Annotated in this window: 8 protein-coding genes; 4 read left to right on the forward strand and 4 right to left on the reverse strand. The window is 56.4% G+C overall.

Annotated features, from left to right (window positions below; all coding sequences use genetic code 11):
• The first annotated feature begins 9 nt into the window (after positions 1 to 9).
• A complete protein-coding gene (locus IMQ56_RS03630) occupies positions 10 to 1,050 on the forward strand; it encodes an aldo/keto reductase (protein ID WP_015571054.1) in 1,041 nt (346 codons plus the stop codon).
• A gap of 346 nt (positions 1,051 to 1,396) precedes the next feature.
• Positions 1,397 to 3,571: a siderophore salmochelin receptor IroN gene (gene iroN / locus IMQ56_RS03635; protein WP_023296162.1), complete on the forward strand. Its 2,175-nt coding sequence runs from the start codon at positions 1,397 to 1,399 to the stop codon at positions 3,569 to 3,571.
• Between the two features lie 44 nt (positions 3,572 to 3,615).
• Here the strand turns inward: iroN and IMQ56_RS03640 are convergent, their stop codons facing one another.
• The 4 genes from IMQ56_RS03640 to iroB all read right to left on the reverse strand — a co-directional run bounded on the left by IMQ56_RS03640 (position 3,616) and on the right by iroB (position 10,903).
• A complete protein-coding gene (locus tag IMQ56_RS03640) occupies positions 3,616 to 4,572 on the reverse strand; it encodes an alpha/beta hydrolase (RefSeq protein WP_032647796.1) in 957 nt (318 codons plus the stop codon).
• Positions 4,573 to 4,655: 83 nt separating this feature from the next.
• Complete coding sequence (locus IMQ56_RS03645) at positions 4,656 to 5,885, reverse strand: esterase family protein (RefSeq protein WP_196063712.1); 1,230 nt, start codon at positions 5,883 to 5,885, stop codon at positions 4,656 to 4,658.
• Positions 5,886 to 5,986: 101 nt separating this feature from the next.
• Positions 5,987 to 9,646: a salmochelin/enterobactin export ABC transporter IroC gene (gene iroC / locus IMQ56_RS03650; RefSeq protein WP_047735303.1), complete on the reverse strand. Its 3,660-nt coding sequence runs from the start codon at positions 9,644 to 9,646 to the stop codon at positions 5,987 to 5,989.
• Positions 9,647 to 9,787: 141 nt separating this feature from the next.
• Positions 9,788 to 10,903 (reverse strand): salmochelin biosynthesis C-glycosyltransferase IroB, encoded by a 1,116-nt coding sequence (gene iroB, locus IMQ56_RS03655; protein ID WP_017384908.1) that lies wholly within the window; start codon positions 10,901 to 10,903, stop codon positions 9,788 to 9,790.
• A gap of 700 nt (positions 10,904 to 11,603) precedes the next feature.
• On the opposite strand from iroB, the gene IMQ56_RS03660 reads away from it, so the two are divergent.
• Together IMQ56_RS03660 and IMQ56_RS03665 are read left to right on the forward strand one after the other, a co-directional pair.
• Entirely contained in the window at positions 11,604 to 12,761 is a 1,158-nt protein-coding gene (locus IMQ56_RS03660) for an efflux RND transporter periplasmic adaptor subunit (protein WP_086523927.1), read from the forward strand.
• Complete coding sequence (locus tag IMQ56_RS03665; RefSeq protein ID WP_023296167.1) at positions 12,758 to 14,698, forward strand: MacB family efflux pump subunit; 1,941 nt, start codon at positions 12,758 to 12,760, stop codon at positions 14,696 to 14,698. Before IMQ56_RS03660 ends, IMQ56_RS03665 begins: the two co-directional genes overlap by 4 nt.
• Positions 14,699 to 14,700 lie beyond the last annotated feature (2 nt).

The following is a 14,700-nucleotide window of genomic DNA, read 5'->3' on the forward strand; positions in this document are numbered from 1 at the left end:
GAAAGCGTTATGCGTTATCAAAAACTGGGCAATACCGGACTGTTTGTTTCTGAACTCTGCCTCGGCACCATGACCTTCGGCGGTGAAGGCGGCATGTGGGGCAAAATTGGTCAGCTTCAGCAAAGCGACGCCGAGCAGCTGGTGGGCCGCGCGCTGGACGCCGGGATCAATTTTATCGACACGGCAGATGTCTACTCGGAAGGGCGTTCAGAGGAGATCACCGGGCAGGCGCTGAAGAACCTGAAAATTCCGCGCGAAAACGTGGTCGTTGCCACCAAGGTGTTCGGTGAAACCGGCACAGCGGGGGTGAACTCGCGCGGTAGCTCGCGCTATCACATCATCAGCGGCGTGAAGGAGAGCCTGCGTCGCTTGCAGCTGGATCATATCGATCTCTATCAGCTACACGGTTTCGACCCCGCGACCCCCATCGAGGAGACGCTTTACGCGCTGGATAATCTTGTGCAGCACGGTCACGTACGCTATATCGGCGTCTCGAACTGGGCGGCATGGCAGATTGCCAAAGCGCTCGGCATCTCTGAGCGTCTGGGGCTGGCGCGTTTTGCCTCATTGCAGGCGTACTACACCATCGCCGGGCGCGACCTTGAGCGCGAACTGGTGCCGATGATGCAGAGCGAAGGCGTCGGGTTGATGGTATGGAGCCCGCTGGCGGGTGGTCTGCTGAGCGGAAAATACGATCGCGACGGGCAGAGCGCGGCCGGTAGTCGTCGCCTGGCGTTCGACTTCCCGCCAGTGAATAAAGATCGCGCCTTCGACTGCGTGGACGTGATGCGTACCATCGCTGAAAGTAAAGGCGTTTCCGTGGCGCAAATCGCGCTGGCGTGGCTGCTGCACCAGAAGGCGGTGACCAGCGTCATCATCGGGGCGAAACGGGTCGATCAGTTGGATGACAACATTGCCGCAACCGGCATTCAGCTGAGCGATGATGAGCTGAAACAGCTGGATGCGGTCAGCGCGCTGCCGCGCGAGTATCCTGGCTGGATGCTGGAGCGCCAGGGCGAGTACCGTCGCAATCAGTTAGCGCAACAATAACCTTTCTTTCCCCGGTGGCGCTTGCGCTTACCGGGGCTGCGTTCCCTTGTAATGACATATTAACGTTATGTCACTACACGAAATACCAATGGGCTGTTCTCTTCTTCCGCTGTTTCAGTATGCCAGCTTTACGAACGCACAGGGCGGTACCCGGGAAGAATCACTCCGGGCCAATGCGTGCGTTTCATTAATGCGCGCATCCGTGTATTAAGGATTGCCTTAATCCTCTCCAAATGATATTAATTATCATTCTTATTATAAAAATAATGGCAGTTTAAAATATCTGGCAAGGATGTGAGCTTAACGATCGATCACTTTTACGTTAGGCATGTATTAGGGAATGGGTATGAGAATTATCAAGATCTTCTGGCCGCTCACTGCGCTCCTGGCAGGGTTGAACAGTCAGGTATCACTGGCAAAATCCTCCGATGATAACGACGAGACCCTGGTGGTGGAAGCCACCGCTGAGCAGGTACTCAAACAGCAGCCGGGCGTGTCGATTATTACCAGCGAAGATATTAAAAAGAACCCTCCGGTCAACGATCTCTCCGATATTATTCGCAAAATGCCCGGTGTCAATCTGACCGGCAACAGCGCCTCGGGTACACGTGGTAATAACCGCCAGATCGACATTCGCGGCATGGGGCCGGAGAACACCTTAATTTTAATTGATGGTGTGCCGGTGACGTCGCGCAACGCCGTGCGTTATAGCTGGCGTGGAGAGCGTGATACCCGCGGCGACACCAACTGGGTGCCACCGGAACAGGTTGAGCGTATTGAAGTGATCCGCGGCCCTGCGGCGGCACGCTACGGTTCGGGCGCAGCGGGCGGGGTGGTGAACATCATTACCAAACGCCCTACCAACGACTGGCACGGTTCGCTGTCGTTATACACCAACCAGCCGGAAAGCAGCGACGAAGGCGCTACGCGTCGCGCCAACTTCAGCCTTAGCGGGCCGCTGGCTGGCGATGCGCTGACCATGCGCCTGTACGGAAACCTGAATAAAACCGATGCCGACAGCTGGGATATTAACTCCTCGGCCGGTACGAAAAACGCGGCCGGGCATGAAGGGGTGCGCAACAAAGATATTAACGGCGTTGTCTCGTGGAAATTAAATCCGCAGCAAATTATCGATTTCGAAGCCGGATATAGCCGCCAGGGGAATATCTATGCGGGCGATACGCAAAACAGTTCTTCCAGTGCCGTCACTGAAAGCCTGGCGAAATCCGGCGAAGAGACGAACCGCCTGTACCGGCAGAATTATGGCATTACACATAATGGTATCTGGGACTGGGGTCAAAGCCGTTTTGGTGTCTATTACGAGAAAACCAATAACACCCGCATGAATGAAGGATTATCCGGAGGCGGTGAAGGGCGTATTTCGGCGGATGAAAAGTTCACGACCAATCGCCTGAGCTCCTGGCGAACCAGCGGCGAGCTTAATATTCCGCTGAATGCGCTGGTCGATCAAACGCTGACCGTGGGTGCGGAGTGGAGCCGCGATGAGCTCGACGATCCTTCCTCTACCAGCCTGACCGTGGATGACAGTGATATCGGCGGCATTTCTGGCTCGGCTGCGGATCGCAGCAGTAAAAACCATTCCCAAATCAGTGCGCTGTATATTGAAGATAATATTGAGCCGGTTCCCGGCACGAATATCATTCCCGGCCTGCGCTTTGATTATCTCAACGATTCCGGCGGTAACTTCAGCCCCAGCCTGAACCTCTCGCAGGAATTGGGGGATTACTTCAAAGTCAAAGCGGGGATTGCCCGAACCTTTAAAGCACCAAACCTGTATCAATCCAGCGAAGGTTATCTGCTCTACTCGAAAGGCAACGGTTGTCCAAAAGATATTACATCGGGCGGCTGCTACCTGATCGGTAATAAAGATCTCGATCCGGAAATTAGCATCAATAAAGAAATTGGGCTGGAGTTCGCCTGGGAAGATTACCATGCCAGCGTGACCTACTTCCGCAATGACTACCAGAATAAGATCGTGGCCGGCGATAATGTTATCGGGCAAACCGCTTCCGGCGCATATATTCTCCAGTGGCAGAACGGCGGGAAAGCGCTGGTGGACGGTATCGAAGCCAGCATGGCGTTCCCGCTGGTGAAAGATCGTCTGAACTGGAATACCAATGCCACCTGGATGATCACCTCGGAGCAAAAAGACACCGGTAATCCGCTGTCGATCATCCCGAAATACACCATTAATAACTCGCTTGACTGGACCATCACCCAGGCGTTCTCTGCCAGCGTCAACTGGACGTTATACGGCAGACAAAAACCGCGTACTCATTCGGAAACTCGTAGTGAAGATACTGGCGGTCTGTCAGGTAAAGAGCTGGGCGCTTATTCGCTGGTGGGGACGAACTTCAATTACGATATTAATAAAAATCTGCGTCTTAACGTTGGTGTCAGCAATATCTTAGATAAACAGATTTACCGATCTTCCGAAGGGGCGAATACCTATAACGAGCCTGGCCGGGCTTATTATGCCGGTGTTACCGCGTCATTTTGATCGTAGTGTTACAGGTGTACTGCCCGCGTCAAGGCGGGCAGTGTTTAGCGGCTTAATGAATGACAGCCAGCTGTGTTACCTGCGTTTTCACCACTGATATCTAACAGCGCTCCGCGGAAGGAGGCGTTGAACATCGGCCCGTGTCCCAGGTTTGGGAAATCCCAAAAGGCGGCATTGACGCCTTTATCTTCCAGCGTGGCGAGGGTGGCATGAATTTTCGTCAGCACTCCGGCAGCATGCGTTTCCCGGTTATCGCCCGGCGTCGCCGAACCTTCCATTATCATCAGGCGCCTGGCGCAGTATTGCGACGGCTCAACCGCCGTGATGCGGCTCAGTAGCGCATCATGGCCTCTGCCCAACGACGGGCTGGCGCTGTAATACGTCCGGAAATAAGGGGAAGACAGCCATGCATCCAGCACGAACAGGCCGCCGTAGGAGTGCCCCCACAGGCCGCGACGCTGCCGATCGATATTCAATCCCTGTTCCACCTTTGGCGCTATACGCGTTTCCAGTAACTGGCGAAAGTCGTTGCTACCCCCACTCTTACGGCTAAAACGCCCGTTGCGGGTATCCGTTTTGCCGCTTTCTGCTGCTGGCGTATAGTCGTAGGCCCTGCCGTTGAGATCGAAGGGGAGGTTGGTCTGATACCCGACAGCCACAATCACCGGCGGTGATTTTTCTGCCAGCTGTTTGAGCAGGTCGTCGTTCAGGCGGTCCATAACTGCGTTGCCGTCGAGCATATATAAAATCGGGTAGCCCGACGCCGGTGCGGCTTTATTTGGCACGGCCGTCCATACCCGATAATGGCGGCTGCCATCGGCGGAGTCGAACGAGTTGACGCTGAAATGGTAAAACGCAGAGCCTTTATCGGCGATATTCGGCCCCAGTGGCTGCATATCCGGCTTTGCGAAAGCGTGCGCATTCCAGATAAGGGTGAGACCAGAAAGAAGAGTGACAAGCGCCTTGCGTGAGCGTGTTGGGCGATACTCGCGGGCATACATCTGATGTTTATTCCTTTTCCGCAGGTGACATTTTCTTTATTCAGGAAGCCTGTACAGTTGCCTGAAAGTGTTCGCGGGTCAAGTCAACCCTGGAGTAAACCAAGCCCGTCAATCAGTGCGCCGCGCCACCATGCGTAATCGTGACCCCCGGTATACATTGCGCAATGGCTGTCGACGCCAGCGGTAAGCAACTGCTGATGCAGCCGCTGAACGTGGGGTACCGTCGAACCTTCCAGCGATCCCACGCACAGGCGGATGCGCACGCCCTGCGGCGGGGCAGAAAGCAGATGTTCGCTCACCCATGACGTATCGGTTTCGCTGAACACGTTTGGCCGGCTGGCACCCTCTGGCGTCCACCACATCGAAGGGGAGTGGCTGAGCGCCAGCCCGAACGTTTCCGGTGCGTAACGAGCGGCCATGAGCGCGCTGACCCCGCCGAGGCTCTGTCCGGCCAGCACGGTGCGCGAACGGTCTGCCCACCGCCGCTGCGGGTGTTCGGCGCGGATCGTCGGCAACAACTGGCCGGCGATATCCTTTATCAGCTCGCTGCGCCCGCCGAGTATCGCAGTTCGCTCGTGTTCATCGATATTGTCGATGCCAAGTACAGCCACAGGCACGATGCGTCCGTTGTTTATGGCGGCGTCAATTGCCGCGCATACGCCAAGGTGATCGAACCAGGTTTCACCATCGGGCAGTACCACCAGGCCGAGGGGCTGCGAAACATCAACGTCCGGCAGATAGAGCCGAACCCGGCGCGATTCCCCGGCGAGAGTGCGCGCCGAGGTAAGCAATTGCCCGCTGGGTGACCCGCCGCGCCATTCGGACTGGGCGGGGGCTTTATCAAGCGCCAGCACCGACTCCTGTGTGCTTCCCCGAACGTTGATCCCCGGCGTTTTGTTTAGCGGATCGGCGTGCCCGACGAGGGTAGCAAAGCGGCCTCCGGACTGTGCAATCGTCTCGGCCGGGGTGCCGGGGGGGATTTCCACCAGCGAATAGGAGCCGCAGTAGATTGCAGGTAAACGCAGTGTCAGAGTCCAGATATCCGTCGCGGGAAGGGCGGTCATCATCCCTTTCGCCACGTGCTCTTTATCCGTCACCCGATTCAGACGCAGATAAACGCCCTGTAGAGGGTGCCTGGCGCGCCATAGAAATGTCACATCACGCTCGTCTTTCGCTCCGTCGACTGGCGTCACCAGCGGTACATTTAGCGACTCAGCGTCTCGCCAGAAGTCAGAAAGGTTAGCAATGTGGCCTGCTGCCAGCTGGCTGCGCAGCCTGGCGATAGCAGAGGGATGTTGTTGCATGTTCAGCATTCACTCTCTTTGAATATGAAGGGTGTCAGTATAAATAGCTAAAGCGGCTATTCCGGGAACAGCCGCTTTAGCGCGTGTTTTGTAATGTCTTACGTGCGCAATTACTCTTCCACGATTTCCCCCGTGATGTCGTGCTGGCGATGGGGAACAGAGCTGCCGACGCTGTCATGCCACAAGCGGGTGTAGAGGCCGCCGGCCGCTAACAGCTGTTCGTGGGTGCCGTATTCCGCAAGCTGCCCCTTATCGATAACGGCAATCAGATCGCAGCGCTGCGCGGTGGTCAGACGATGCGCCACAATCAGCGCCAGGTGCTTCCCGGCGTGCGCGACGTCTGTTAACGATGACATCAATCGCTCTTCGGATGTGCGATCCAGGCGTGACGTGGCTTCATCGAGCAGCAGGATGTGAGCATTCGCCAGTTGTGCGCGGGCCAGCGCAATCAGCTGGCGCTGACCTGCGGACAGATCGGCACCGCCGTTATTCACCGGTGTGCGGAATCCCTGCGGCAGATTGCGCACCGTCTCATACAGCCCTGCCTGTTGAGAGGCAATCTCAATGTCGTCATTGGTACTGGATGGCCGTGAATAACGAATGTTTTCCGCGATATCACCACTAAACAACGCCACATCCTGATCGACCAGCCCAATCTGGCGACGGTAATCGGCAAGCGAGGCATCATCAATTATCCGATCGCCAATGCTGATCCTGCCGTGGGTGGGGGAATACAATCCGGCGATCAGCTTAATCAGCGTTGACTTACCCGCACCGCTGCGACCAACGACCGCGACGACCCTTCCCTCAGGGATTGTCAGGGTAAGTTTGTTCAGCGCGGGTTCAGGGCTGTCGGGATAACTGAACGTGACCTCATCAAGATGCAGCGCGCCGGTGGCGGGCGGTGCGGAAGAGGGCTCGATGTTCTCTGTGCCTTCGGTCGCCAGCAGTTCATTGATATGTTTGCCGCTGGCCGTCGCCTGCTGCCAGGCGTCGACAATTCCTGATAACTGCTGCACTGGCCCATAGAATTGCCCCAGCAGCAGGAAGAAAGCCGCCAGCACCCCGGCGGTCATTTCGCCTTCGGCGACCCGCGATGCACCCACCAGAAGAACGGCGGCATAGGAGGCCTCGGTGCAGAAGGTCAGGAACGGGAAATAGACGGCAAGGTATTTTTGCGCACGTACGCGGGTCGCACGGAACCGATCCGATAACGCGCGCAGCCGGGCGGCTTCCTGTTCCTGCTGGCCATGCGATTGCACAACGCGCAAGCCGGAGACTTTCTCCTGCAGGGTGCTGTTGACTTTGCCTATTTCCAGCCGCGCCTGCGCATAAGCAGGGGAGCTGAGGCGGCGATAAATCCAGGTTGCCAGTGCGACCACTGGCACCGCGCTTAATGCCGTCAGCGCCAGGAGCGGGTCGAGCCAGAACATGGCGGCGGCGATGGCGAACATTGTCACCAGGCTGGTGGCTGCACCGGCAAGGCCGTTTTGCAGAAAGCGGGCGAGAGAGTCCACATCTACGGTCATGCGGGTCAGACGCGAATCGACATGCTTTTCATGCCAGGGGAGACCAAGACGCAGCATATGGCCGAAGCTGCGCAAGCGCACCGTATGCTGGACTGACTCTGCCGCTCTGGCGGCGAAGACAGTCTGTAGTGAATAACAGCACCAGCTCACGGCCACCAGGCACAGGGCGAATAGGGCACAGAGGCCGATAGTCGACATATCGCCTGTGGCAACGCCGGAGTCAATGCCGCGCTGCAGCAGTATCAGTACCCCGACGCCTGCCGCCGAATCGAGGGCGATCAGCAGGGCGGCGATGACGAACATCCACGCCACGGGCTTCAGCAGCGACGTAACTTTGCGGCCTTTACCGGCCAGCGCCTGCTGTACTGCATTTTCCGGCACGCGCGTCATACGGGCGACAAAGCCTTTATCCCCCGTCTGCGCCGCATCGTCTTGTGCCGCTGGTACGGTCGGCCACAATCCGTTAGGCCCACTGTGGGAAGGCGCGAGGAAATCGCCGTCGCCGGTCATCAGCGCGCGGAACGCCGGACAGCGCGCTTCAAGTTCTGCCTGGGTTCCGGTGTCCACCACCCGGCCCTTATCCAGCACCACAATCCGGCTGGCTAACTGAAGCGTCGAACGGCGTCGGGCAATCACCAGCAGCATATGCTTTTCGTCAGCATAGCGACTCAGCGCGGTGTTGATCTCCGCTTCAGTACCGGCATCGACCGCCGAGGTGGTGTCATCGAGGATCAACACTTCCGGCGCGGTAATGAGCGCCCGTGCCAGCGCGATTCGCTGCCTCTGTCCGCCGGAAAGATTCGTACCGCGTTCGGTTAATTGGGTATCGAAACCTTTCGGCAGGGCGTTGATAAAATCGCTGGCTCCTGCTGCCCTCGCCGCGAGGCGAATGTCGTCCGCCGTTGCCTGAGGGTGCCCGTAGGCGATATTTTCCGCCACCGTACCGGCAAACAGAAAAGCATCCTCAAACACAACGCCTACCCGACGACGAAGCGCCTCCAGCCTGAGATCGCGGAGGTTCTGTCGGCCTGCGCTGGTGTTGAGCCATATCTCTCCGGCGCTGGGATCGTAAAAACGCGCCAGCAGCATCAGCAGCGTGGATTTCCCGGAACCCGATGCGCCCACTACCGCCACCGTTTCACCGGCGTGCAGGGAAAAGGAGACATCGCTGAGGATGCGTCTGCCGCCACGGTACTCGAAGCTCATATTCTCCAGTTGCAGCCCGATAACCTGACCGTTAACCGCCTCCGTCCCGTCTTCCATCTGCGAACGGGTGTCGATCAGAGCAAACACGCGCTCCACGGACGCCTGGGTGCGCTGGGCGATAACCAGAAACGATGCCAGTACACGGGTTGGCCCGGTCAGCATCGCGAGGAAGCTGGCAAACGCCACGAAGGTGCCGAGATCGATGCGCCCGTGCATAACCGACCAGCCGCCGTAGCACAGCAGGACGATTTGCCCGAGCACCGGTAGCGCCAGCATGGTGGCACCTGGCATCGCCTGCGAGATGGCCGCGCCGATGCGTACCCGCACCATCTGCCGCGACTGGCGATCCAGCCAGCGCGTTTCACGCAGCTCCGCCACGCAGGATTTTACCACTGAGATCTGCGCCAGCACCTCGCGCATATGTTCGGTGAGATTTGCCAGTCGGTCCGAGGCCAGCCCGGTTTGCGCAAAGACCCGGCGACGCGCGCGCAGCGCAGTGATAGCCAGGCATGTCAGTACGCACACGACGATGAGCGTCATGGCGGGTGACATCCACAGCATCACGGCAATGCCGGCAATGTAATAAGTGAACACCGCCAGCGGCACCGGGCACATCTGTAGCAGGGTATGCACCTGCTGCAGATCGCTGTTGGTCCGTGAAATCACCTGCCCGGTGCGCAGTGCGTCCTGGCCTGCGCCGTCAAGTTTTTGAATACTGTCGAATGCCCGTCCTCGCAGGGTGTGCTGCACCCAGAGCGAGAGCTCCCCGGCATAACCGCGGCGCACGTAGTTACCGATGAAATCAAAAAAGGCAATCAGCAATAGCCCGCAGGCCAGCCACGGCAGACGAGTCGGATTGCCCGCCAGCGCGTCGTTCACCGCTTGCCTTGTCAGCAACGGCGTCAGCGCGGCCAGCAGAATGGTCGAGACCGACGCTACCACTACGATGATGCTAAGTTTCTTACGTTCCCAGCACACGCGTGCCAGGCGAACTATCCAGGACCGCGCAGGAGTGGGAGAGTGAGTCGCAGGCATTAATCCTCCTCCGTCTGTAAACAATAGGATCCAAGTCGGATCGCTGTGCAAAAAAAAGCGCCAGCCCGATCCGGTCCCGCATTGTTACGGGCGTATCTCCTGGATGCGTGCTGGCGTATGATCGTCATGACGGCGTAGTGGCTACCCTTTCTGTACCCTCGCGATCAGGCTTTTCGCCACCTCGCTCGGACAGGGTTGCGCTGCCATTTCCGCCGCTACCTCTTCAGAGGCGTCGCGAAGCGCGCGATTGTCGAGGAAAGCATTGATCATGCTGCTCGACAGGCCGTCGTCGCCGGGGATGATCCCGCAGCCGCGTTCGACAACAGCGCGGGCATTTACCGGGCGATCGGCACCCTGGCCGAAGACGATCTGTGGAATACCGGCGTGCAGCGCCGTCAGGGTATTGCCCGCGCCACCATGATGAATGAAGCCATCTGCGCCGTTCAGGAAGGCTCCCATGGGTATCCAGTCGACCAGGCGAACATTTGAGGGCAGTGAGCGCAGATCCGACCGCGCATTGGCCGAAAGATGCAGGATGATCTCGGCATCGACTTCACTGGCGGAATCCATCACCCAGGCGATCAGGTCAAGGCCGTCGACCATCGGTTTGACGGTACCGAGACTCACCAGCAGACGTTTACGGTCGGGCGTCCTCTCCCACCACGGTTCCCACACCGCGCCGCCGTTGTACGGGACGTACTGCATGGGAATAATGGGTTCTCCGTCGTTTTCAAGAATGCTCATGCTCGGTGGTGTTACGTCGATCCAGGCCATATCGCGCGGTGCGGCCCCAACGCCGTGGCGATGATAGGCGTCCGCGAGCGAACGCGTTACGCCTTTGATATGCCAGGGCGTATGGCCGAAGCCGACGGTTTGCATTACGACCGGTATATCGTATTTGGCGGCAATCAGAGGCCCGATGACGCCGAGCGGCGGGTAGATGATGAGATCGGGCCGCCAGTGTCCGGCAAACTCCACCAGGTGGTCGGCCATCTCTTCGCTGAAGAATGAGAAGTTGCCCATTTTTGTGCCGATGTTGCTTTCTTTTCGCTGTGCCTCGCGGCGGCGATAGTCAGCTTCAGAATCAAAACCGGGTGCGGCGTCAAATACCACCAGCCCTGCTTCTGCCGCTTTTTGGGCGAATTTTCCTCCGCTGGCGATCAGCACTTCATGGCCGTTAACGCGAAACGCCTGTGCCAGAGACAGCACAGGATACAGCAGCCCATAGAGAGGCGGGCCTACAAACAAAATACGCATGAGAAAATCCCTCTCCGCTTGACGAACTAAATCAGGAAGTCGACGCAGTCATATGCCAGCAGCAGGACGTTAATTTTCGTTAAGCCTGCTTTGACAGACGCTGCGTCCTTTTTGAGTTTCACCAGCCTTACGAACGGTCCTGTCGCTGACTGTTCCGTGACGTAGGCTGGTGAATCGGGAATTCCTTGTCCCGGCTTCCATTAACGCTTACGCGCCGTTGTCCTTTTGAACAGCCCAGGCGGCGTCGTGCTGCCACGCCGCGGTGTTCAGATGCATTTGTTGAGTGTGAGACCGTTCAACAAACCTGGAGAGGCTTGTTTCCTGAGACCTCTGTATACCTTGCCAGATAAACCATCAGTGCAAATGCTAATGATAATAATTACTATTATCATATATGAGTTGCAACTATAATTAAGCACTTAATGCACAATGAATCGATTATGGGAAAAATCGCAGGTGGGGCTCAGCAAAAGGGGACTCTGTGGATTTAGGCACAAAATCCCACGCTTGCGGCGGTTTACAGGCGGACCTGGTGATTCTGTGTAATTGATGGCGGGGGTCTACGATGACGCTACTTCACCAAATAGCGCGGGTTTACCTCCCGTAAATACTGGCGATGTTACTATGATGCCTGATTCACTGCTGTTTATCGTTATGGAAAACCTGCGTAATGTTAACAAAATTCCCTCCCCGACGCGTAATGACCTGTGCTGCGGCTCTGCTAATTATTTTTAGCATCGCCTTGTTCTTCTTCCTGAGAAGCCCCGAGGTTCCTGAGTATGTTACCGCTCCAGTACGCATCGGCGATATTGAAAACGCCGTACTTGCTACCGGTCGAATTGATGCGATTGAGCGGGTCAACGTTGGGGCACAGGTTTCTGGCCAGGTTAAGTCGCTGAAGGTGAAGTTAGGCGATCGTGTCACTAAAGGGCAGCTCATCGCTGAAATTGATGACGTGCCGCAGCGGAATGATTTACGCAACGCAGAAGCTGCTCTCAACGTGGTAAAAGCGGACCTTCAGGCTAAGCAGGCGCAGTTGAAGCAAGCCTCATTGCGTTTTAAGCGCCAGCGCCAGATGTTAAATGAGGATGCCAGCTCGAGAGAAGATTTCGAAACGGCTGAAACCACGCTGGCCAGTACCCGCGCTGAGCTATCGGCACTGAATGCCAAACTCGTTCAGGCGCAAATTGATGTCGACAAGAAAAAGGTCGATTTGGGTTATACAAAAGTTGTTGCTCCCATGGACGGCATTGTTATTGCCGTTGTCACCCAACAGGGCCAAACGGTTAACTCCAGCCAAAGTGCGCCGACCATTATCAAACTCGCACGTCTGGACGTGATGACAATTAAAGCCCAGATCTCTGAGGCGGATATCACGCGAATTTCACCGGGACAGAAAGCCAGATTCACCATTTTCTCTGAGCCGGATAAGCATTATGACGCCACGTTACGTACCGTTGAACTGGCACCTGAGTCGGTTATGAAAGATGATAGCCTTGCCAGCAGTAGCTCAGCCTCAGGGTCAGGCACGTCAAATGCTTCGGTGTACTACAACGCGCTGCTGGATGTCCCCAATCCAGAAAATCGGCTGCGAATTGCCATGACAGCACAGGTGACCTTGCTGGCTGGAGAAGCTAAAAATACGTTACTGGTGCCGATTCAGGCTGTGCACAAGGTGAGTGGCAACAAACAGCAGGTGCAGATATTGACCAGTGATAACCGGCTGGAAACCCGTGAGGTCAAAACCGGCATTACTAACAGTGTGGATATCCAGATCCTGGACGGTGTAAAGGTCGGGGAACATGTTGTGTTATCGCAGCCGGGTGAAAAAGCGCCCGGGGAAGGGTTTGTATCTTGAGTAATATCATAGAACTCAAGGGCATCAGCCGCACCTACAGGAACGGTGGACAGGATCTCACCGTGCTTAAAGGGATTGATTTGACTATCGCTGCTGGGGAGATGGTCGCGATCATCGGCGCCTCCGGTTCCGGTAAGTCAACCCTGATGAATATTATGGGCTGTCTCGATGTCCCTGATTGTGGCGATTACTTTATCAGCGGTCAAAATGCCGCCCAGCTTTCACCTGACGATCTGGCAAGGATCCGCCGTGAGCACATCGGTTTTATCTTCCAGCGTTATCATTTAATGCCCGACCTGAGCGCGTTAAGTAACGTTGAAATTCCGGCGATTTATGCCAACAGTGAGCGCGAAAAGCGCCGTCTGCGCGCGGCGACATTGCTTGGAAGACTCGGGCTGGAAGGTCGTGAACATCATAAGCCGGGAGAGCTTTCAGGCGGCCAGCAGCAGCGTGTGAGTATTGCCCGCTCGCTGATTAACGGCGGTGAAATCATTCTGGCGGATGAACCCACCGGCGCGCTGGATACGCAGTCCGGTCAGGAGGTACTGTCAATACTCAGTGAACTGAATCAGCGTGGCCATACCGTGGTTATGGTGACACATGATATGAAGGTAGCGCAGCATGCTAACCGTATTATTGAGCTGCGTGACGGTGAAATTATTTCTGATACCGGCAGTCGTGTTACCTCCGGGGTTGCCCTTAAACGACCTGACAGCGTTCAGCAAAGCTGGTGGCAAAGTATTGTTGACCGTACCCGTGAATCCCTGCACATGGCGTTAAAAGCGATGAATGCGCATCGCCTGCGCACGACGTTAACCATGACGGGCATTATTTTTGGTATCGCCGCGGTTGTTACGGTGGTGGCACTGGGAGAAGGCGCGAAACAGCGAACCCTTGATAATATCAAGGAGCTTGGAACCAACGTGGTGAGCATCTACCCGGGAAGGGATTTCTTTGACGACAGCACTGAAGCCATTCGTACACTGGTCCCGGCAGACGCCGAAGCATTAGCAAAGCAGGGGTTTGTTGACAGCGTCAGCCCCGAAGTTAACGCTTCCGACAACATTCGCTTTCTGGGTAAATCCGCTACCGCCACGATCAATGGCGTTGGGCGCGATCATTTTCGCGTAAACGGTATTGAACTGTTGCAGGGATCAACTTTCCAGGACGATCGAAATGCCTCGCAGGAAGTCATCATTGATGAAAACGCCCGCAAGGCGTTATTTGACGATGCGGGACTCAAGGCACTTGGGCAAATCGTTTTTCTGGGTTCCGTGCCTGCACGGGTTGTCGGCATCGCCAAAGGGAACAGCCGAAGCTATGCGCCTAATCGCATTAACGTCTGGATGCCTTACAGCACGGTGATGTATCGAATGACAGGAAAACCGGTGTTGACCAGCATCAGCGTAAGGCTTAAGGATGATGTTGCCAACGAGGCAGCGGTCAGCGCTATTTCTCAGCTTCTCACTCAACGCCACGGCGTGAAAGACTTCCAGCTTTATAATTTCGAGCAGATTCGACAATCAATCGAACGGACCTCAATGACCTTTAGCATCCTGATTCTGATGGTGGCCTGCATCTCGCTGATGATCGGCAGCATTGGGGTGATGAATATCATGCTGGTGTCGGTCACGGAACGGACCCATGAGATTGGCGTACGAATGGCGGTCGGTGCGCGTCAGGGCGATATCATGCAGCAGTTTATGATTGAGGCTGTGCTGGTATGTCTAATAGGCGGAGTGTTAGGTATTGCACTGTCGTATGCCGCCGGAGCGCTGTTCACCGCGCTGGCAGGGGGCATTTTCACCGCCATTTATTCGTGGCAGGCCGCTGCTGCCGCATTCTTCTGCTCAACTTTAATCGGCATGATCTTTGGTTATCTCCCTGCCCGCAAGGCAGCAAGGATGGATCCGGTCGTTTCACTGGCCAGCGAGTAACC

The organism is Enterobacter sp. Res13-Sevr-PEC09-46 (assembly GCF_015672585.1).
Taxonomy (GTDB): Bacteria; Pseudomonadota; Gammaproteobacteria; order Enterobacterales; family Enterobacteriaceae; genus Enterobacter; species Enterobacter hormaechei_C.